The organism is Alphaproteobacteria bacterium, assembly GCA_019635875.1.
Taxonomy (GTDB): Bacteria; Pseudomonadota; Alphaproteobacteria; order Reyranellales; family Reyranellaceae; genus JAFAZJ01.
This window is the reverse complement of sequence record JAHBYP010000006.1, coordinates 238393-257752: the sequence shown is the minus strand read 5'-3', so window position 1 is coordinate 257752 and position 19360 is coordinate 238393. Positions and strand designations below refer to the sequence as shown.

Here is a 19360-nt window from a genome sequence, read left to right as displayed (position 1 = left end):
GCCGGCGCTCCCACAGAGTCTAGATGGCGACGGCCTCGCCGTCGATCAATGCATAGGCGCAGCCCAGGCGGACGGCCTCGGCCCTGGTATCGCCGACCTCGGCCAGACCGTGCACCGTGTGGAAGCCCTCGCCACGCCAGTGTGCCAGCTCGGCCCAGGCGATGTCGGCCGGCACGTAGAGCCGCCTGCCCGGCGGCTCGACCGTCGCGGCGCCCAGCACCGTGTCCATGTAGAGCGTGAAGCCGGTCGCCGGCTCGCTCGCGGTGCCCTCGTCCTCGCTGAAGCCGGCGCGGTAGCGGCCGCCGCGGCCCAGCTCGCCGCGCCCGACCTCGCCCAGCGCGCCGCGCGCGTAGAGCGTGAAGCTCACGCCGTCCTGGTATTCCAGGCCGCGGTACTCGACCGGATCGATGGTGAGGTGCAGCGTCGGCGCCGCCTGGTGCAGCAGCGCCACGACCGCGGCCAGCCGATCGGCCTCGGCGCGCGCCGCGTCGGGCAGGGCCAAGCTCTTCAGGCGGGCCACGCCCGCTTCCGCCGGGCCGACGGCGCGCAGCAGGCCGACGAAGATGTCGCGCACCGCGTCGCCGGCGGCGGCCACGCCCTTGGCGCGTTCGTCGGCGACGATGCGCGCCATCGCCGATTCCTCCTTGCGCTCCAGCGCGCGGCGCAGGCGGCGCACCATGCCGTCGGGCAGGCCGAGCGCGGCGCACAGCGCGGTGACGAGCGTCGGCAGGTTGAGATCGACCGACAGCGCCGGCACGCCGACCTCGAGCAGCGCGTCGGCCGCCAGCAGCACGGCCTCGGCATCGGCGCTGGCGGCGTCCGAGCCGATCAGCTCGACGCCGACCTGGGCGAACTGGCGCTGCGGGCGCAGCTGCGAGCCCTTCATGCGCAGCACGTTGCCGGCGTAGGACAGGCGCAGCGGCCGCGGCGCGTCCTTCAGGCGCGTGGTGGCAATGCGCGCGACCTGCAGGGTCATGTCGGCGCGCACGCCCATCATGCGCTGCGACACCGGATCCATCAGGCGGAAGCTGTGCGCCGCCATGGCGACGCCGGCGCCGCCGAACAGCGACTCCTCGAACTCCACCAGCGGCGGCTTGACGCGCTGATAGCCCTGGCCGGCGAAGCGCGCCATCAGGCGGCCCATGACATGCGCCTCGAGCTCGGCTTCCGGCGGCAGCATGTCGCCGAGACCGGGCGGCAGCAGGCCGCGATGGGAATTGTCGTTGGCGCTCAAGGCTGGGTCCTCATGGCGCCGACGATTTAGCCGGCGTAAGGTAGCCGCGCCAGCCCTGTTTGCGGAGCCAGCCATGGACACCAGCGCCTTCGAAGCCGAACTGCGCCGTGAGGGATAACAGGAGATCCTGACGCGCACCGGCAAGCCCGGCCTGACGCCGCTGCACACCCATCCCTTCGACGCCTACGCCATCATCCTCGCCGGCGAGATGACGGTGACCTGGGACGGCGGCAGCGTGACCTGCAGGCCGGGCGACACCTTCAGGCTCGACGCCGGCCGCGAGCACACCGAGACCTACGGCCCCGACGGCGCGACCTATCTCGTCGGCCGCCGCACGCGCGAGACCAAGGCTGCTTGAACTGTAGGGCTTACCTTCCCCCGGAGGGGGAAGGTGGGGCGCGCAGCGCGACGGATGGGGGATGTCGAAGACGAACGGAGGAGTCCGGCTTCGACATCCCCCATCCGCCCTTCGGGCACCTTCCCCCTCCGGGGGAAGGTAAACAGGCGTGTCAGCCGATCAAGCCGGGCAGCTCGCGCATGTGGTGGAAGGGTTCGCCGCCGGCGGCGATGAGGGCGTCGCCGTCATTGTGTTGCGCGCAATAGGCCAGCACGCGCATGCCGGCGGCGCGTCCGCCCAGGATGCCGGGCACCGAATCCTCGATCACCACGCAGCCGGGCGGCTTCGCGCCCATGCGCTCGGCGGCGAGCAGGAAGAGATCGGGCGCCGGCTTGCCATGCACCACCATGGCGGCGACGAACAGCCGCTCGACGCCGAAATGCGCCAGCAGGCCGGTATTCGCCAGATTGTCGCGCACGTCCTCGAACAGGCCCGACGAGGCCACGCATTTGGGCTGCGGCAGCGCCGCCAGCGCCGCGTCGATCCCGTCGGTCTTCTGCAGGCCCTCGCTGGCGAAGATGCGGTCGGTCTCGGCGAACACGCCGGGCAGGAAATCATCAGGCACGGTGCGGCCCAGCGCCTTGCCGACCAGATCGAGGCAATCCGGGATCGGCCGGCCCATCAGGCGGCGCGCGACATCCATCGGCGTCCAGTGCAGCCCGAGCAGCGCCAGGCGAGCGGCCCAGGCGCGATTGTAGAGACGCTCGCTGTCGATCAGCGTGCCGTCGCAGTCGAAGATCAGCAGCGCCGGGCTCATGCCGCGACCATGCCCAGCAAGCTCGGCAGCCGGCGCATGTCGTCGAAGAGCGTCGCGCCCGCCTCGACCAGCCCGGCGCGATCGGTGTGCGGCGCGCCGACATAGCCATAGGCGCGCATGCCGGCGGCGCGCGCCGCCTGGGCACCGGCCGCGGAGTCCTCGATCACGATGCTGTCGCCCGCCGGCATGCCCATGCGCCGGGCGGCGAACAGGAACAGGTCGGGCGCCGGCTTGCCGCGCGCCACCTGGGTCGCGCTGAAGATGCGCCCGTCGAAGCGATCCCACAGCCCGGCGCCGCCCAGCGTGATGCGCATCTTGCCGTGATCGCCCGACGAGGCGACGCAGGTCGCCGCGCCGGCGCGCTCCAGCGCGTCGAGCGCGGCGATCACCCCCGGCACCGCGTGCACGCCTTCGTCGCGGAAGCACGCGAAGGTGCGGTCCTGCAGGCGCTCGACGAAATCGCCGGGCACGGTGCGTCCCAGCTCGGCCTCGACGATCTCGATGCAGCTCCTCATCGAGCGGCCCATCAGCCGGCGCATGGTCTCGGCGACATCCCAGTCCAGGCCTTCGCGGTTGAGCGCCTCGGCGAAGCAGCGATTCGACAGCGGCTCGGTATCGACCAGCACGCCGTCGCAGTCGAAGATCACCAGCACGAGCTCATCTCTCCTCGCCCGCCAGCAGGCCGTAGACCATTACGCTGCGGTACTCCTCGCCGCGCCGCCAGCGATCGCGCAGCGGCCCGCCCTCGAGCTTGAAACCCACCGCCTCGGCGAGTCGGATCGACGCGGTGTTCTCGGGCATGATCATCGCCTCGATGCGATGCGTGCCGAGCACGTCGATGCAGTAGCGGATCACCGCCTGCGTCGCCTCGCGCGCGTAGCCCTTGCCCTCGTGCCTCGGCGCGAGGATCCAGCCCAGCTCGAGCCGGCGCGAGCCCTCGTTGCGTGCGTAGTAGTTGATCATGCCGAGGCAGGCATCGTCGCGCCGCCGCGCGATCGCCCAGCGCAGCCACTGATCCTGGACGTCGATCTTCATCATGCCGCGCACCCGCTTCGCCGTCTCGGCACGCGTCTTCAGAGGCAGCGTGGTCCAGTATCGCATCGCACGAGCGCTGCCGAAGGCGGCGTGCATGGCGTCGATGTCGCCCAGCCGGAAGCGGCGCAGGCGCAGGCGCTCGGTCTCGAGCATTGGGAATTTCGGCCGGCTCATGCGCCGCTGCCTCCCTGATGCGCGCGGATCGCCTCGAGGAAGGTCGCGCCGTGGCGTGCCATCTTGGCCTCGCCGACACCGTGACAGGCGAGCATCGCTTCCGGCGTCGCGGGCCTCAGGCGCGCGAAGTCCAGCAGGGTGCGATCGGGAAACACCATGTAGGCCGCCATGCCCATGCCGCGCGCGATGCGGTTGCGCAGGGCCTTGAGCTCGCTCAGCAGGTCCCCGTCGACATCGGCCATGGCTTGCTCGCCGATCGCGGCGCGCACCTTGCGGGCGGCCGCCTCCTTGCGCGCCTGGCGCGGCGTCATGCGCACGTCGCGCATCTCCACGCGCTCCTTGCCGCGCAGCACCGCCCAGCCGCGCTCGCCCACCACCCAGCGGCCGTACTCCGAGATGTCCATGGTCGCCAGCCCGAGCGCATTGATCTGGCGCAGCACGGCGCGCCATTCGCGCTTGTCGCGATCCTTGCCGACGCCGAAGGTCGGCAGCCGGTCGTGACGGAATCGCTGGATCGACTCGGTACCCTCGCCCACCAGCAGCGACACCAGGTGCTCGGTGCCGAAGCGCTCGCCGGTGCGCACCATGGCCGACAGCGCCTTCTGCGCCTCGACCGTGCCGTCGATCACGGCGATGCCCTCGAGGCAGAGATCGCAATTGCCGCAGGGCTCGACCGTCTCGCCGAAATAGGCCAGCAGGGTCTGCCGCCGGCAGCGCGGCGCCTCGCACAGCGAGACCAGCGCGTTGAGCCGCTGGCGCTGGGCGCGCTTCTGCTCCTCGGCCGCCTCGCTCTCGTCGATCTGCATCCGACGCACGCGCATGTCGTCGAGACCGTAGAGTGTCAGCGTGTTGGCCGGCAGCCCGTCGCGCCCGGCGCGGCCGATCTCCTGGTAGTAGCTCTCGATGTCCTTGGGCAGGTCGCCGTGGCAGACGAAGCGCACGTCGGGCTTGTCGATGCCCATGCCGAAGGCGATGGTGGCGACGACGATGACGCCGTCCTCGCGCTGGAACAGGTCCTGGTTGCGCGTGCGCTCGGCGGCCTCCATGCCGGCGTGATAGGGCACGGCGCGGAAGCCCTCCTGGTTCAGCATCGCCGCGGTGTCCTCGGTCTTCTTGCGCGAGGCGCGGTAGACGATGCCGCTCTCGCCGCGATGGCCGCGCAGGAACGACAGCAGCTGGCGGCCCGTGCTCTCCTTCGCCGCCATCGCCAGGCGCAGGTTGGGGCGGTCGAAGCCGTGCACGAAGACCTTCGGCTCACGCTTGAACAGGCGCTCGGCGATCTCCTGGCGCGTCGCGGCGTCGGCGGTGGCGGTGAAGGCCACGGTCTGCGGCTCGCCCAGCGCCGCGCGCGCCTCGCCCAGCGTGAGATAGTCGGCGCGAAAGTCGTGACCCCATTTCGAAACGCAATGCGCCTCGTCGACCGCCAGCAGGCCGACGCCGGCGGCGGCCAGCGCATTGCGTGTGTCGGCCAGCGCCAGGCGCTCGGGCGCGCAATAGACCAGCGACAGGCGCTGCTCGCGCAGCATCTCGAAGGTGCGCGCATTGCCCGCGGCGCCGTTGGCCGAGTTCAGCGCCGCCGCCCCGATTCCCAGCGCGCGCAGCGCCTCGACCTGGTCGCGCATCAGGGCGATCAGCGGCGAGACCACCACGGTGACGCCATCGCGCAGCAGGGCGGGCAGCTGGTAGCACAGCGACTTGCCGGCGCCGGTCGGCATCACCGCCAGCACGTCCTGGCCGCCGACGATGGCCTCGACGATCTCGCGCTGGCCGGGCCGGAAATCGGCGAAGCCGAAGACGCGATGGAGGGCTTCCTCGGCCCTTGCGAACTCAGGCAACTTTTCACTCACAATGGAACGCGTCGCTTCTCAACCGCAGCCCGGAACTCCGGGTCGAGTGTATCCCAATCGACGACATCGACGGTGATCGGCAGATCGCTGTCGGAAAACGCCTCCTTCAGCTCGCTCAGTCGTCGCCATGGGACACCACCCTCCATCTCCACGGCGATGTCGAGATCGCTGAAACGGCGGGCATCGCCGGTCGCGCGCGATCCGAAGCACCACGCACGAGCCCCGGGCAGATGCGCATCGAGCAGTCGACGCACTTCTTCGAGGTGATCCGCTTCAAGCTGAATCGTCATTGAGCTTCTCCAGCCTGGCAATCAGCGTTTCGACGGCGGGAAGAAAAGCCTCCGCCACCGCGACTACCTCCAGTGCGGTGACCTCGTTGTATGTATGGCTAACGAGGTTTCGCGCGCGCGTGAAGTCGAACCATGCCACCGGATCGTCGATCAAGCCTGCCTTTGCCGCCTCGCGAAAAAGATCCCGTCGAGTCAGCGTGTTCGTCTCGACGCCCTGGGCGAGCAGCCGACGTCGCATGAACTTCCACGCCAGCTCGTAGGTGTACTCGAAACGCTGCACAATGGCATCTCGCACAAACTCGTCGCGCGGATTGACAAGTATCGCCCGCCGCAGGGACGAAGCGGCGTTTGCAATGGGCGTGAGGATCAGTTCGTCTTCAGCCATGAACTCAGTCTAGCACGCAGTTGGCGACCCGGCATGGCGCTCCCGGCAACCAGTAGGGCGATCGCTTATAGCGAATCTCATACCTTCCCCCGCTGGCGGGGGAAGGTGCCCGAAGGGCGGATGGGGGTGGTTGTCAAAGACGAACGTGCTGTCGCAAGTCAGATCGCGTCTAGCCGCAAAAGCCACCCCCATCCGTCAGCGCTACGCGCTGCCACCTTCCCCCGCCAGCGGGGGAAGGTAGGAGTGGAAATGCGATATGCGATAGCCTCGGACGACATGGCGCGCGATTTGCCGCGCGTTGCTTCGGCGTGGCGGCTAGGGTGGCGGGGCAACCACAGGCGGGAATCGTGAGCGAAGACAGCAAGGCCCGGATCCAGCGCATCGCCCAGGCGGCGTTCGCGCAGCACAGGGAGCTCGACCGCGTGCCGGCGATGGCCGCGGGCGTCGTGATCGACGGCGCACTCGTGGCGTTCAGCGGCTTCGGCGCCGGCCCGGACTCGATCTTCCGCATCGCCTCGATGACCAAGAGCTTCACCGCTGCCGCGGCGCTGATCCTGCGCGACGAGGGAAAGCTCGATATCGACGCGCCGATCACGCGCTATGCACCCGAGTTCGCCACGCTGAAGGGACCGACTACGGACTCGCCCGCGATCACCACGCGGCACCTGCTGTCGATGCAGAGCGGCCTGGCGACCGACGATCCCTGGGGCGACCGCCATCTCGACATCGGCGATGGCGAGCTCGACGCCGCCGTGCGCGCCGGTCCGCTTTTCGCCTGCGTGCCCGGCACGGCCTTCGAATATTCCAATCTTGGCTACGCGCTGATCGGCCGCGTCATGCACCGCGCCTCGGGGATACGGCCGCAGGCCTTCATCAGCGAGCGGCTACTGAAGCCGCTGGGCATGAGCCGCACGGTCTGGGAGTCGAAGGACGCGCCGCCCGGCGCCGACATCGTCGTCGGCCTGCGCGCCGACAACGGGGCGCCCGAGCCGACACCGCCCGACGGCGGCCTGGCGCCGATGGGCGGGCTGTGGTCGACCGTCGCCGATCTGGCCAAATGGGTCGATTTCCTCGCCGATGCCTGGCCGCCGCGCGACGGCGCCGACGGCGCGCCGCTCAGCCGCGCCTCGCGCCGCGAGATGCAGCGCGTCGAGACGGCGATCGAGCCCTTCGACTCGCGCTCGGCCGACGGCACGGTGTGGCCCTTCAGCGGCGGCTATGGGCTGGGCCTGCAGATCGGCCACGACCGCGATCTCGGCGAGGTGGTCGAGCATTCCGGCGGCCTGCCGGGCTACGGCTCCAACATGCGCTGGGTGAAGAACACGCGCGTCGGCCTGATCGCGCTGGGCAATGCGACCTACGCACCGATGCGCTACGCGACGCGACGCGCGCTCGCGGCGCTGGCCGCCGCCGGCGTGGTTCGCCGCCCCGGACTTTCGGCGACGCCGACGCTCCTCGAGGCCGGCACGGCGCTGTTCGACCTGCTGACGAACTGGGACGACAAGCGCGCCGCCGCGATCTTCGCCGACAATGTCGCGCCCGACGATGCCTTGGCGCAGCGCCGGCGTGCCGCCGCTTCATTGGTGCAGCGCCATGGCACGCTGAAGCTGGCGCGGGTCGACCCGATGTCACGCACCACGGGCCGCATTGTCGCCCATTCCGCGACGGGCGAGATCACGATCAGCTTTCAGCTCGCGCCGGTCGGCGGCGTGCAGAAGTACGATCTGCCGACGTGAAGCCCCTGTCATCCCGAGCGCAGCGAGGGATCCAGGGAAGCGGCCTGGATCCCTCGCTGCGCTCGGGATGACACAAGGGTCTGATCGACCCCGGGGGGCCGCCTAGTTGCGGCCCTCGACCAGCCCGCGGCACACCACCTGCGCCTGGATCTCCGCCGCGCCCTCGAAGATGTTGAGGATGCGCGCGTCGCACAGCACGCGGCTGATCGGGTACTCCATGGCGTAGCCGTTGCCGCCGTGGATCTGCAGGGCGTTGTCGGCGTTGCTCCAGGCAACGCGCGCGGCCAGCAGCTTGGCCATGCCGGCCTCGATGTCGCAGCGTCGGTCGCCGTCCTTCTCGCGCGCCGCAAAGTAGGTGAGCTGGCGCGCGATCATGGTCTCGACCGCCATCCAGGCGATCTTGCCGGCGACGCGCGGGAAATTGACGATCGGCTTGGCGAACTGCACGCGGTCCCTGGCGTAGCGCAGTCCGAGCTCCATCGCGCATTGCGCCACGCCGATGGCGCGCGCCGCGGTCTGGATGCGCGCGCCCTCGAAGGTCGCCATCAACTGCTTGAAGCCGTTGCCCTCGGCCTCGCCCAGCAGGTTCGCCGCCGGCACCTCGAAGCCGTCGAAGCCCAGCTCGTATTCCTTCATGCCGCGATAGCCCAGCACCCTGATCTCGCCACCGGTCATGCCCCTGGCCGGGAACGGATCGCTCTCGCTGCCGCGCGGCTTCTCGGCCAGCAGCATCGACAGGCCCTGGTAGCCTGGCTTGTCGGGGTTGGTGCGCACCAGCATGGTCATGATGTCGGCGCGCGCGGCATGCGTGATCCAGGTCTTGTTGCCGTAGACCTTGTAGGTGTCGCCTTCGCGCACGGCGCGGGTGCGCAAGGACGCGAGGTCGGAGCCGGTGTTGGGCTCGGTGAAGACGGCGGTGGGCAGGATCTGCCCAGTGGCGATCGCCGCCAGGTACTTCTGCTTCTGCGCCTCGGTGCCGCCGGCGCGGATCAGCTCGCCGGCGATCTCCGAGCGCGTGCCCAGCGAGCCGACGCCGATGTAGCCGCGCGACAGCTCCTCGGTGACGACGCACATTGCCAGCTTGCCCATGCCCAGCCCGCCCCACTCCTCCGGGATGGTGAGGCCGAAGACGCCGAGCTCGGCCATCTTCTGCACCACGGGCAGCGGGATCAGCTCGTCCTTCAGGTGCCAGTCGTGCGCGAAGGGCAGCACCTCGTCGTTGACGAAGCGGCGGAACTGGTCGCGCACCATGGTGAGCGCCTCGTCGTCGAGGCCCAGCGCGCCGAAATCGCCGGTGTCGAGCGCATCGGCCAGCAACTCGGCGATGCGCGCGCGCACCGAAGCGGTGTTGCCCGCGGCGCGCAGGGTGCGCGCGGCGCCGGAGTCGAGCGCGCCGAGCGCCGCGTCGTCGATGCCGAGATCGCCGGGGCGCACCACCTCGACCTGGCTGATGGCGATGCCGCCTGAGAGCTGGTTGAGGTACTCGCCGAACGCGGACTGCAGGATCAATTGCTCGAGCTCGCCGAACGTGCCGTGCGCCTTCAGCGCCTCGGCCCAGCGCCGCATCTGGCGCAGGCCGGCGACGTAGGTGGCGATCCAGGCATAGCCGTGCGCGGCGAACTGCTCGCGTTCCAACAGCCTGGCGTCGACGCGGCCCGACGGCGCGATCAGCTTGCGCACCGCGTTCTTGGCGGCGATGTCGAAGGACTCGGCGATCGCTTCGGCCTCGGCGCACAGCGGCAGCAAACGGTCGAGCACCAGCGACGGCGTCGCAAGTTCTTCCGCGACAGACATCAAACGATTCCCTCCGTCGTCCTGAGCGAAGCGAAGGACCTCGCGAACGGACGATCACACGCAACTGATGGCAACACCGCCGGGTCCTTCGCTTCGCTCAGGACGACGGCCGCGGCTATTCTTCCAACGCGTCTTCCAGCGTGCGCAGGCCCGGGCGCCGGGCCGAGACCAGCACCGCCATGTTGCCGGGCTTGTGCTGGTTCTTCCACATCTTGGTGTGGGCGCGCGGGATGTCCTCCCAGGCGAAGACCTCGCTCATGCACGGATCGACGCGGCGCTCGATCACCAGCTGGTTGGCCTGGCTGGCCTGCAGCAGGTTGGCGAAGTGGCTGCCCTGGATGCGCTTCTGGCGCATCCACACGAAGCGCGCGTCCATGGTGAGGTTGTAGCCGGTGGTGCCGGCGCAGAACACCACCATGCCGCCGCGCTTCACGACGAAGCAGGACACCGGGAAGGTCTGCTCGCCGGGATGCTCGAAGACGAAGTCGACGTCGTTGCCCTTGCCGGTGTGCTGCCAGATCGCCGCGCCGAACTTGCGGCACTTCTTCATATACTCGGCGTAGCCCTTCTGGTCGTCGACGTCGGGCAGCTGGCCCCAGCAATCGAAATCGTTGCGGTTGATCACGCCCTTGGCGCCGAGCTGCATCACGAAGTCGGTCTTCGAGGCATCGGAGATCACGCCGATGGCGTTGGCGCCGGCGGCGGCGATCAGCTGCACGGCCATCGAGCCGATGCCGCCGGCGGCGCCCCAGACCAGCACGTTGTGGCCGGGCCGCAGGATATGCGGGCGGTGGCCGAACAGCATGCGGTAGGCGGTGGCGAGCGTCAGCGTGTAGGAGGCGCTCTCCTCCCAGGTCAGGTGCTGCGGGCGCTTCATCAGCTGGCGCGCCTGCACGCGGCAGAACTGGGCGAAGGAGCCGTCGGGCGTCTCGTAGCCCCAGATGCGCTGGCTGGGCGAGAACATCGGGTCGCCGCCGTTGCACTCCTCGTCGTCGCCGTCGTCCTGGTTGCAGTGGACGACGACCTCGTCGCCGACCTTCCAGCGCTTGACCTTGGCGCCGATCGCCCAGACCACGCCCGAGGCGTCGGAGCCGGCAATGTGGAACGGTGCCTTGTGCACGTCGAAGGGCGAGATCGGGATGCCCAGCCCGGCCCAGACGCCGTTGTAGTTGACGCCCGCGGCCATCACGAGCACCAGCACCTCGTCCTCGCCGATCGAGGGCGTCTCGACGACCTCGAGCCGCATGCTCTCTTCGGGTGGCCCGTGGCGCTCGCGGCGGATCGCCCAGGCGTACATCTTTGACGGCACGTGGCCCAGCGGCGGGATCTCGCCGACCTCGTAGAGATCCTTCACCGGCTGCGAGGCGGTGGGATGGGCCGGCGGGACGATCGCCAGTGCTGCGGTCATTCTCTGCTTCCCTCTTGATGCGCCGCACCATAACGGTTTGGCGACATTAGCGGTTGCAGCATAATGGTGCGACGCACAATGTCAATTCGACTAAAACCGCGCCGCGGCCGCGCAATAATATTGCGCAGCAAAAAGGGCGGGCCCGAGGGCTCGCCCTTTCTGTCGCAAGGATCAGGGCCGGCTATTCGACGATGCGCAACTTGGGATCGCTCGAGCCGATCACGCTCGAGGCGGCGATCTGCTCGAACGCCTCCAGCATCCCGGCCACCGTCGTCGTCGTGAAGGTGTAGGTCGTCGTCGAGTCGCTGGTGCTGGCGCAGTTGATGCGCCTGGTGTTGTCCGACGAGCTCGCGACGTTGTAGCCCACGGTATAGACCTTCACGCCCGAGTTCTTGATCTGCGTGCACAGCTGCTCGAACTGGTAGTTCGAGGTGCCGTTGGCGGATTCGTAGTACGAGTTGAAGTCGAAATCCGACATGAACACGATCGCCTTGTAGGTCTTGGTCGAGTCGTAGTCGTTGGGCGTATTGGTGCCGGTGAAGATCGTGCTCCATTTCGGCGACAGCATGTACCAGGCCCAGGCGATGCCGAGATGGCCGGCGGTGCTGCCGACGGGCGACATCGCATCGACCTGCGACTGGAGCGTCGATTTGTCCGACGACAGGGGCCGGATGATGTTGTTCGCGTTCGGCGTCTGCGACGACAGGTTCTTGAGGTAGGTCTGGTACGGCTCATAGGGCGACGAGTTCTTCTTCGTCCTGAATTCGCCGAACCAGCCATAGGTCGAGCTCGGCCGCTCGTCCTTGAACCGGTAGCTGCCGGTGCGCTCGACCACGCCGCTCCAGCTCCCCGACAGCGACTTGTTGGTCGCCGCCGTGAAGTAGGCGCTGCCGACGTTCACCGAATCGGAGAAGCCCACGAGGGCGACGCGCGAGCTGTAGGGCGTCTGGTTGCTCTGGATGATGATGTCGAGCAGGGCCTTGGCGGCGTTCTGCTGCGCCTTCATCTTGGTCGTGCCCCAGACCTCGGTGTTGCCCGCCATCGAGCCGGAGAGGTCGAGCACCAGCGAGACCTCGAGGTTGCGTGTCTGCACGTAGGGCGTATAGCCGACGGCACGGGCCGAGAGCGTGCGCGACGAGGCACCCAGGAGGAACGAGCTGAACAGCGACGGCAGCTGCTTGGTGATCCTCACCTCGACCGCCGTCGCCTTGTCGGTCCAGCCGCCGGAGGTCGGCGGCGAGTTGAACGTCATGGTCGACGTGCCGCTGGCGACGAAGCCGTTGCGTCCGGCGTCTCGCGTGGCGACGGCCAGGGCCGTCGTGTTGTTCTGGCCCGCGCCCTTGACGCGCGCGCCGCCGAGCGCGGCCGCATCCGCCTGCTGCTGGATCCTGCGCTTCTCGATGTACCAGGCGCTGGTGTCGACCCCGACGCCAAGGGCGCCGACGAATACCGGCGCGGCGAAAGCCACGAAGGTCGTCGTGCCAGCCGTCGTGTTGCGCAGCAGCGTGCGCCAGAAGACGGCTGCCCGCAGGACGCGGTTCTTCACTCCGACAGAGCGGATGAGCATGCTTGCCCCCAAATTCATGTCCCTGACGCCGGCCCTTCGGGCCAGATCGACCATCGCTCGTGACTCGCCTGTGACGCACTGCTGGCGACCTTTGGCGATCCGCTGTCGATGGGGATGGGCGGACAGGCCGCCCCGTGGGATATCCTCGTTGTGGAAATAGTGTTCTGTATAAATGACTTAAGCGAGAAATATAACGCGACTAGGCAGGGATCGTACAACCCTCAGCCACAACATCCTACACAAATGAAGAGATTAATTCAAGATACAGATATACTGAACTGAAAAATCAAAGATTCTATCCTCCATTCGCTGGCGCCGGCGACGCCTTGCGTGGCGATAGCCTGGCAGCACGACTGCAGGAGACGGCTTCAGTCGCACACCGCGCGCAGCGCCTGCCACTCGCGCGCGCTCATCGCCGGCGCGCCGGTCGCCGGCCGCGTCGTCATCTCGATGCGCTCATTGGTCGGCGGATGGGTCGAGAACACGCCCATCTGCTGCGCGCCGTCCTTGCCGCCCTGCTCGTCGAGGATCTTGCCGAAGAAGCGCGCCAGTCCGTCGGCGCGCATGCCGGTGGCGTCGAGCAGCTGCAGCGCCGTGCGGTCGGCCTCGCGCTCGGCCTCGCGGCTGTGGCGCAGCGCCAGCAGCAGGCCGCCGGCATCGGCGACCGTGCCGACGTCGGACGAGAAGCCGCCGATCACCAGCTTGGTGACCAGGCCGAAGCCATAGGCACGCAAAAGCGCCTTGACCGAGTGGCGGTGCACAATGTGGCCCATCTCGTGCGCCATGACGCCGGCGAGCTCCTCCGGTCCGTCGGCGCGCTCGATCAGGCCGGACATCACCACCATGTGCCCGCCCGGCGCCGCGAAGGCGTTGACCACGCGCCGCTTGCGCTCGCGGCCGCCGACCAGCGTCGTGTCGTACATGTCGATGATGCGCACGGTGACCTTCTGCTGGTAACCCGACGCCACCTGGAAGCGGTCGACCAGGCGCTGCAGCGCGGCGACGCCGTCGGCTTTCGTGCAGGTTTCCGAGTCGCCCTGCATGGCGGTGACGACGGCGGCGCCGATGCGCCTCTCCATGGCGTGCGGCACATAGGGTGCCACCACGTCCGGCGCCTTCTCGATCAGCACAGCCATGACGCCGATCGTCACGACCAGCGCCGCCACCAGCGCGCCGAGCACCGGGGTGACGCGCGAGCGGCGCGGCGCGGCGCGGCGCATGTTGTCGCCCAGCGCGGCCAGCGCCTCGCGGTAGCCGGGATCCTCGACCGCCAGCCGCGCGCCGGGCTGGCGCGGGCAGACCATCAGCGCATGCGGCTCGTGCCAGGGATCCGACACGACCTCGATCTCCGGCACCGGCCAGCGCGCCGCGATGCGGCCGTCGGCCAGCACCGCCACCACTTCCGAAGCCGACGCCCGCAGCGCCACCTCGTGCGCGGTGGGATGCAGACCGTCGTAGAAGCGTGCCCCTGCCATGCCAGCCTCACACGCTGCCGACGTCGAACACGTCGAGCAGCCCTTCGCCGACTCCCGCGTCGCCGCCCAGCGCCTGCGCCACCGCGGCCGGATCGATCTCGCCATAGATCCAGAGCTGCCGCGAGATCAGCCGCGCCGTGCGGTGCATCACCCACGGTCCGCCCAGCCCCAGCGTGAACAGCAGGATCATGTAGTTCACCACCAGGAAGCCCCAGATCTGCCGGGTCGTGACGCCGGTGACGAACTGCAGCCGGTCGAACCAGGCGCGCGAAACCATGTAGCGGACCGAGTAGGCCATCCACCAGCAGCGCACCGGCAGGATCATCAGGCCGACCAGGGTGTAGAAGCCGAGCACGATGAGGAAGAGGACGAGCAGCACCATCGGCGTGGGATGCGCCAGCTTCTCCATCATCTGCTCGAACGAGAGCGAGCCGATGCTCGACGACACGCCGCGGATGATCATGAAGACGACGATCGCCAGCACGATCCAGGCGGCGATGTTGAGGAAATAGAAGCCGATGAACCGGCCATAGATGTCGGCGGCTCGCCCGGCGAAGCCGAAGTTGAGGTTGCCGAAGGTCATGTGGCGCGTGCGATAGCCGTTGAGCGACACGTCGCGCACCGGCGTGACCAGCTGCATGCACATCGCGTTCACCAGGCCCCAGCCGATCGCCATGAAGCCATAGGTCCACGACGAGCCCTTCAGGCCGGCGCGGATGCCGCGCCAGGCGCTACGGGTGAAGCGATATCGCCAGCCGGCGTACTGCGCCACCGGCAGGAGTGGCAGGCCGACGATGATCAGCGTCCAGGTCATGATGTCGGTCATGCCGATCTCGGCCGGCAGCTCGTCGCCCCAGGCCCACCACACCAGGCCGAGCACCGCACCCTCGAGCACCAGGAGCGAGCCGATGGCGATCAGGAAGCCGAGGAAGAGCTCGACACCCAGGCCGCGATACTCGAAGCGGTCGCCGAAGGCGGAGAAGTGGGACCACAGATAGCGCCGAACGCTGGTGCGCCCCCAGAATCGGTACCAGCCCAGGGTCAGCAGGGTCAGCAGCAGCGCTCGCAGATAGATGACGTAGAGCTCGCCCAGCTTGCCGTCATAGATCAGCTGCACTGGCGGCTTGGGCGGTGGCATCGGCGCCGGCGCGGCGGGCGGTTCGGGTGTGGCCGACCAGGCGGGCGGCAGGGCGGCGGATGCGGTCGACACGTCACTCATGGCCGGCGCAATGATGCCCGAACCATGCCGCGAAGACCATCAGCTCGTCGGGAACGAACCGCCGCAGCGCACGACGACCTGTTCGCGCCCGTCCTTCATCACCCGGATCAGCATGCGCTCGGCCTCGACCTCGTACTCGTAGCGCTCGCCGACGCGGTGGGGCGGTTCGACGATGACGGTCGCGACACGATCGCCGGCGACCGAGATCACCTGCTCCAGCACCCGCTCGCGTCCCGGCCACTGGAACTGCACCTTGTCGCCCAGCACGTTGATCGGCGCCGAGCCGCCGCAATTCGGCGGCAGGCCCCAGATGCCGTCCATGCGCTTCACTGCCGGCGCATCAGCCTGCGCCCAGCCGGTCGCTATGTTGCAAAGAGCGAGGCCAACGGATAACAAAAGAACATTCATGTTGCGATGCAGCATGAAATCCCCTAGATCGACAGGATGAGCACTGCCACCCCGACACCGTCGCGCCCTGCCGCACCTGCGAAGGAGCGGCCCTGGCTGATCCGCACCTACTCTGGCCATTCGACGGCGAAGAAGTCCAACGAACTCTATCGCACGAACCTCTCGCGCGGGCAGACCGGGCTCTCCATCGCCTTCGATCTGCCGACCCAGACCGGTTACGACAGCGACCATGTGCTGGCCAAGGGCGAGGTCGGCAAGGTCGGCGTGCCGGTGTCGCATCTGGGCGACATGCTGACCCTGCTCGACGGCATCCCGCTCGATCGCATGAACACTTCGATGACGATCAACGCGCCGGCCGCCTGGCTGCTGTCGCTCTACATCGCGGCGGCCGAGAAGCAAGGCGTGGCGCGCGGCCAATTGCAGGGCACGACGCAGAACGACATCGTCAAGGAGTACCTCTCGCGCGGCACCTACATCTTCCCGCCGCAGCCCTCGCTGAAGCTCACCGCCGACACCATCGCCTTCACCTATCGCGAGGTGCCGAAGTGGAACCCGATGAATGTCTGCAGCTATCACCTGCAGGAAGCCGGTGCCACGCCGGTGCAGGAGCTCGCCTTCTCGCTTGCCAACGCCGTGGCGGTGCTCGACACCGTGAGGGCGCAGGGCCAGGTGCCTGATGCGGATTTCCCGCAGGTCTTCGGCCGCATCAGCTTCTTCGTCAACGCCGGCGTCCGCTTCGTCACCGAGATGTGCAAGATGCGCGCCTTCGTCGAGCTGTGGGACGAGCTGGCCGACCGCTACGGCGTGACGGATCCCAAGCAGCGCCTGTTCCGCTACGGCGTGCAGGTCAACTCGCTCGGCCTGACCGAGCAGCAGCCCGAGAACAACGTCTATCGCATCCTGCTGGAGATGCTGGCGGTGGTGCTGTCGAAGAACGCCCGCGCGCGCTCCGTCCAGCTGCCGGCGTGGAATGAGGCGCTGGGCCTGCCGCGCCCCTGGGATCAGCAATGGTCGCTGCGCCTGCAGCAGATCGTGGCGCACGAGACCGATCTCCTGGAGTTCGGCGACCTGTTCGACGGCAGCACCGAGGTAGCCCGCAAGGTCGCCGAGCTGAAGGACGAAGCGCGCGCCGAGCTGGCGAGGATCGAGGCGATGGGCGGCGCCGTCGCCGCCGTCGAGGCCAGCTACATGAAGCAGCGCCTGGTCGAATCGAACCTTCGCCGCATCGCCGCCATCGAGGCCGGCGAGCAGATGGTGGTCGGCGTCAACGCCTTCACCGACGCCGAGCCCTCGCCGCTCTCGACCGGCGCCGGCGCGATCCTCACCGTCGACGCCTCGGTCGAGCGCGAGCAGATCGAGGCGTTGCAGGCCTGGCGCGCCAGCCGCAACAATGCCGCCGCCGCGTCGGCGCTCGACGCGCTGAAGAGCGCAGCAAAGGAAGGCCGCAATATCATGGAGCCGTCGATCGCCTGCGCCCATGCCGGCGTGACGACGGGCGAATGGGGCCAGGCGCTGCGCGAGATCTACGGCGAGTACCGCGCGCCGACCGGCGTGGCGCGCGCCGCCGGCGTCTCGGCCGAGCGCCTCGACGGCGTGCGCCGCGAGGTCGAGGCGGTGTCGCGTCGTCTCGGCCGCCGCCTGAAGATCCTCGTCGGCAAGCCCGGCCTCGACGGCCACAGCAACGGCGCCGAGCAGATCGCCGTGCGCGCGCGCGATTGCGGCATGGAGGTCGTCTACGAGGGCATAAGGCTGACCCCGGCGCAGATCGTCAACGCCGCGCTCGAGGAAGGCGTGCACGTCGTCGGCCTGTCGATCCTCTCCGGCAGCCACGTCACCCTGGTCGCCGAGGTGATGGACGGCCTGCGCGCCGCCGGCATCGCCGACGTGCCGGTCGTGGTCGGCGGCATCATCCCGGCCGAGGACGCCGAGGCGCTGACCAGGGCCGGCGTCGCGCGCGTCTACACGCCCAAGGACTTCGACATCACCGCCATCATGCGCGACATCGTCGCCGTGGTGGACGCGAGCTGGAAGGAAGCGGCTTGATCGTCGTCCTGAGCGCAGCGAAGGACCTTGCGATATCGCGGCCACACGCCAGCAATGCGTCTGCGCTCGCTACCGCTGGATCCTTCGCTCCGCTCAGGATGGCGGGCCTGATCGGGATCGCCAGCGTCTCGCCGACATCATGAGAAGAGCCGGCGGGTCGCCGGCGCTCCCAAAGAAATCAATGCGCCGGCAGCACCGGCAGCTTCAGCGGGAACGCCGTCTGGAAGTGGTGCGCGGCGCGCAGCACCAGCGCGTCGCGGTAGTGGCCGGACACGATCATCAGCCCGACCGGCAGGCCGGCGCGCGTCAGGCCGCAGGGCACCGAGGCCGCCGGATGGCGTGACAGGTTGAAGTGCGCCGTATAGGGCGACCACTGCATGTTGGGCTTGCCGTCGCCGTCCATCGGCGCGCCGCGGCCGGTCTCGAAGGCCGGCACGGCCAAGGTCGGGCAAAGCAGCAGGTCGTACCTGTCGAAGAACCGCGTCCAGCCGATCGACAGCGCGCGGCGGTCGGCCATCGCCGCCACCAGATCGGCCGAGGTGTATTTCTGGCCCTCGCGCGCCATCACCAGCAGGCTGGGATCGAAATCGTTGTGGCGGTCGGCGGGATACATCTTCAGGAGGTGCTGCGCGTAGCACAGCCAGTGGATGCCGAAGGTCCGGCGGCCGTCGACGCCGCCGAGATCGGGCGCCGCCTCCTCGACGTGGCAGCCCAGCTCCTCGAAATGCCGCGCCGCCGCCGGCACGATGTCGGCGACCTCGGGGTCCAGCGGATGATCGCCGAACCTCAGCATCAGCCCGACCCGCAGCTTGCGCAGCCGGTTCTTCAGCTTCTTCGGGTAATCGATGTCGTGCTCGGGCAGCGACCAGGGATCGCGCCGATCGGGCCGCGCGATGACGTTCATCATCAGCGCCGCGTCCTCGGCGGTGCGCGCCATCGGCCCGGTGTTGGAGAGATCGCCGTTGAGGCTGGGCGGCCAGGCGGCGACGCGGCCGTAGGTCGCCTTCAGCCCGAAGATGCCGCAGAACGAGGCCGGCAGGCGCACCGAGCCGCCGCCATCGGTGCCCAGCGCAAGTGGCCCGAGACCGGCCGCCACCGCCGCCGCCGCGCCGCCCGAGGAGCCGCCCGGGGTCATCGACGTGTTCCAGGGATTGCGCGTCACGCCATGCAGCGGGCTGTCGGTGACACCCTTGTGGCCATACTCCGACGATGTCGTCTGGCCGAGCAGGATGGCGCCGCACTCGCGCAGGCGCGCCACTGCCGGCGCGTCCTCGTCCCAGCGCTGGTCGGGATCGACCAGCTTCGAGCCCATCAGGGTGGGCCAGCCGGCGACGCGGATCAGCTCCTTCACCGTGACCGGCACGCCGTCGAGCGGGCCCAGCGGCTCGTCCTTGCGCCAGCGCTTCTCCGAGGCGCGCGCCTGCTTTATCGCATTGTCGGCGTCGACCAGGCAGAGCGCGTTGATGCGCGGGTTGACGTCCTGGGCGCGCGACAGCACCGCCTTCACCACGTCGACCGGCGAGGCCTTGTCCTTGCGATAGAGCGCCAGCAGCTCGCTCGCCGTGGCCTGCGTGAGATCGCTCTTCATTGC

At 68.8% G+C, this 19360-nt stretch carries 16 protein-coding genes and 1 pseudogene; 3 read left to right on the top strand and 14 right to left on the bottom strand.

Features of this window, described 5'->3' with window-relative positions:
• Positions 1-19: 19 nt before the first annotated feature.
• Complete coding sequence (locus KF889_22135) at positions 20-1309, bottom strand: ATP phosphoribosyltransferase regulatory subunit (GenBank protein ID MBX3502149.1); 1290 nt, start codon at positions 1307-1309, stop codon at positions 20-22.
• Between KF889_22135 and KF889_22130 the strand changes: the two are divergent.
• Positions 1308-1592: pseudogene (locus KF889_22130) on the top strand (cupin domain-containing protein). The gene KF889_22135 and the pseudogene KF889_22130 overlap by 2 nt on opposite strands.
• Positions 1593-1743: 151 nt before the next feature.
• On the opposite strand, the gene KF889_22125 reads toward KF889_22130, so the two are convergent.
• The 6 genes from KF889_22125 to KF889_22100 are packed head-to-tail and all read right to left on the bottom strand — an operon-like array spanning position 1744 to position 6119.
• Complete coding sequence (locus tag KF889_22125) at positions 1744-2388, bottom strand: HAD-IA family hydrolase (protein MBX3502148.1); 645 nt, start codon at positions 2386-2388, stop codon at positions 1744-1746.
• On the bottom strand, positions 2385-3041 hold the full coding sequence (locus KF889_22120) for an HAD-IA family hydrolase (protein MBX3502147.1): 657 nt from the start codon (positions 3039-3041) through the stop codon (positions 2385-2387). Before KF889_22120 ends, KF889_22125 begins: the two co-directional genes overlap by 4 nt.
• A gap of 4 nt (positions 3042-3045) precedes the next feature.
• Positions 3046-3597, bottom strand: a complete 552-nt coding sequence (locus KF889_22115; GenBank protein ID MBX3502146.1) for a GNAT family N-acetyltransferase — start codon at positions 3595-3597, stop codon at positions 3046-3048.
• Positions 3594-5444, bottom strand: coding sequence for a DNA helicase RecQ (gene recQ, locus KF889_22110; GenBank protein ID MBX3502145.1), 1851 nt, complete (start codon positions 5442-5444; stop codon positions 3594-3596). The genes KF889_22115 and recQ overlap by 4 nt, the downstream gene beginning before the upstream one ends.
• Entirely contained in the window at positions 5441-5734 is a 294-nt protein-coding gene (locus tag KF889_22105; protein MBX3502144.1) for a nucleotidyltransferase domain-containing protein, read from the bottom strand. Before KF889_22105 ends, recQ begins: the two co-directional genes overlap by 4 nt.
• A complete protein-coding gene (locus tag KF889_22100; protein MBX3502143.1) occupies positions 5718-6119 on the bottom strand; it encodes a nucleotidyltransferase substrate binding protein in 402 nt (133 codons plus the stop codon). The genes KF889_22105 and KF889_22100 overlap by 17 nt, the downstream gene beginning before the upstream one ends.
• 347 nt (positions 6120-6466) lie before the next feature.
• Between KF889_22100 and KF889_22095 the strand changes: the two genes are divergently transcribed.
• Positions 6467-7855, top strand: a complete 1389-nt coding sequence (locus tag KF889_22095) for a beta-lactamase family protein (GenBank protein MBX3502142.1) — start codon at positions 6467-6469, stop codon at positions 7853-7855.
• A 102-nt stretch (positions 7856-7957) separates the two neighbouring features.
• Here KF889_22095 and KF889_22090 read toward each other — a convergent pair whose 3' ends face one another.
• From KF889_22090 to KF889_22065, 6 genes are all read right to left on the bottom strand, one after another.
• Positions 7958-9649, bottom strand: coding sequence for an acyl-CoA dehydrogenase family protein (locus KF889_22090; protein MBX3502141.1), 1692 nt, complete (start codon positions 9647-9649; stop codon positions 7958-7960).
• A gap of 115 nt (positions 9650-9764) precedes the next feature.
• Positions 9765-11057 (bottom strand): crotonyl-CoA carboxylase/reductase, encoded by a 1293-nt coding sequence (gene ccrA, locus KF889_22085; GenBank protein MBX3502140.1) that lies wholly within the window; start codon positions 11055-11057, stop codon positions 9765-9767.
• 181 nt (positions 11058-11238) lie between these two features.
• The gene (locus KF889_22080) at positions 11239-12624 is read right to left on the bottom strand and encodes a hypothetical protein (GenBank protein ID MBX3502139.1); all 1386 of its coding nucleotides are present in this window, start codon (positions 12622-12624) and stop codon (positions 11239-11241) included.
• A gap of 368 nt (positions 12625-12992) precedes the next feature.
• The gene (locus KF889_22075) at positions 12993-14099 is read right to left on the bottom strand and encodes a M48 family metallopeptidase (protein MBX3502138.1); all 1107 of its coding nucleotides are present in this window, start codon (positions 14097-14099) and stop codon (positions 12993-12995) included.
• Positions 14100-14106: 7 nt separating this feature from the next.
• Positions 14107-15318, bottom strand: coding sequence for a DUF898 family protein (locus KF889_22070; protein ID MBX3502137.1), 1212 nt, complete (start codon positions 15316-15318; stop codon positions 14107-14109).
• Between the two features lie 39 nt (positions 15319-15357).
• On the bottom strand, positions 15358-15639 hold the full coding sequence (locus tag KF889_22065; protein ID MBX3502136.1) for a hypothetical protein: 282 nt from the start codon (positions 15637-15639) through the stop codon (positions 15358-15360).
• Between the two features lie 123 nt (positions 15640-15762).
• On the opposite strand from KF889_22065, the gene KF889_22060 reads away from it, so the two are divergent.
• The gene (locus KF889_22060; GenBank protein MBX3502135.1) at positions 15763-17769 is read left to right on the top strand and encodes a protein meaA; all 2007 of its coding nucleotides are present in this window, start codon (positions 15763-15765) and stop codon (positions 17767-17769) included.
• A 178-nt stretch (positions 17770-17947) separates the two neighbouring features.
• On the opposite strand, the gene KF889_22055 is transcribed toward KF889_22060, so the two are convergent.
• Complete coding sequence (locus KF889_22055; protein MBX3502134.1) at positions 17948-19357, bottom strand: amidase; 1410 nt, start codon at positions 19355-19357, stop codon at positions 17948-17950.
• Between the last annotated feature and the right edge of the window lie 3 nt (positions 19358-19360).

Bases quoted from the DNA above. Each gene is read 5' to 3' on its own strand.
- ccrA (MBX3502140.1), bottom strand. From the start codon at position 11,057: ATGACCGCAGCACTGGCGATCGTCCCGCCGGCCCATCCCACCGCCTCG.
- KF889_22115 (MBX3502146.1), bottom strand. From the start codon at position 3,597: ATGAGCCGGCCGAAATTCCCAATGCTCGAGACCGAGCGCCTGCGCCTG.
- KF889_22125 (MBX3502148.1), bottom strand. From the start codon at position 2,388: ATGAGCCCGGCGCTGCTGATCTTCGACTGCGACGGCACGCTGATCGAC.
- KF889_22090 (MBX3502141.1), bottom strand. From the start codon at position 9,649: ATGTCTGTCGCGGAAGAACTTGCGACGCCGTCGCTGGTGCTCGACCGT.
- KF889_22105 (MBX3502144.1), bottom strand. From the start codon at position 5,734: ATGACGATTCAGCTTGAAGCGGATCACCTCGAAGAAGTGCGTCGACTG.
- KF889_22135 (MBX3502149.1), bottom strand. From the start codon at position 1,309: ATGGCTGGCTCCGCAAACAGGGCTGGCGCGGCTACCTTACGCCGGCTA.
- KF889_22055 (MBX3502134.1), bottom strand. From the start codon at position 19,357: ATGAAGAGCGATCTCACGCAGGCCACGGCGAGCGAGCTGCTGGCGCTC.
- KF889_22060 (MBX3502135.1), top strand. From the start codon at position 15,763: ATGAGCACTGCCACCCCGACACCGTCGCGCCCTGCCGCACCTGCGAAG.
- KF889_22065 (MBX3502136.1), bottom strand. From the start codon at position 15,639: ATGGACGGCATCTGGGGCCTGCCGCCGAATTGCGGCGGCTCGGCGCCG.
- KF889_22070 (MBX3502137.1), bottom strand. From the start codon at position 15,318: ATGAGTGACGTGTCGACCGCATCCGCCGCCCTGCCGCCCGCCTGGTCG.
- KF889_22075 (MBX3502138.1), bottom strand. From the start codon at position 14,099: ATGGCAGGGGCACGCTTCTACGACGGTCTGCATCCCACCGCGCACGAG.
- KF889_22080 (MBX3502139.1), bottom strand. From the start codon at position 12,624: ATGCTCATCCGCTCTGTCGGAGTGAAGAACCGCGTCCTGCGGGCAGCC.
- KF889_22100 (MBX3502143.1), bottom strand. From the start codon at position 6,119: ATGGCTGAAGACGAACTGATCCTCACGCCCATTGCAAACGCCGCTTCG.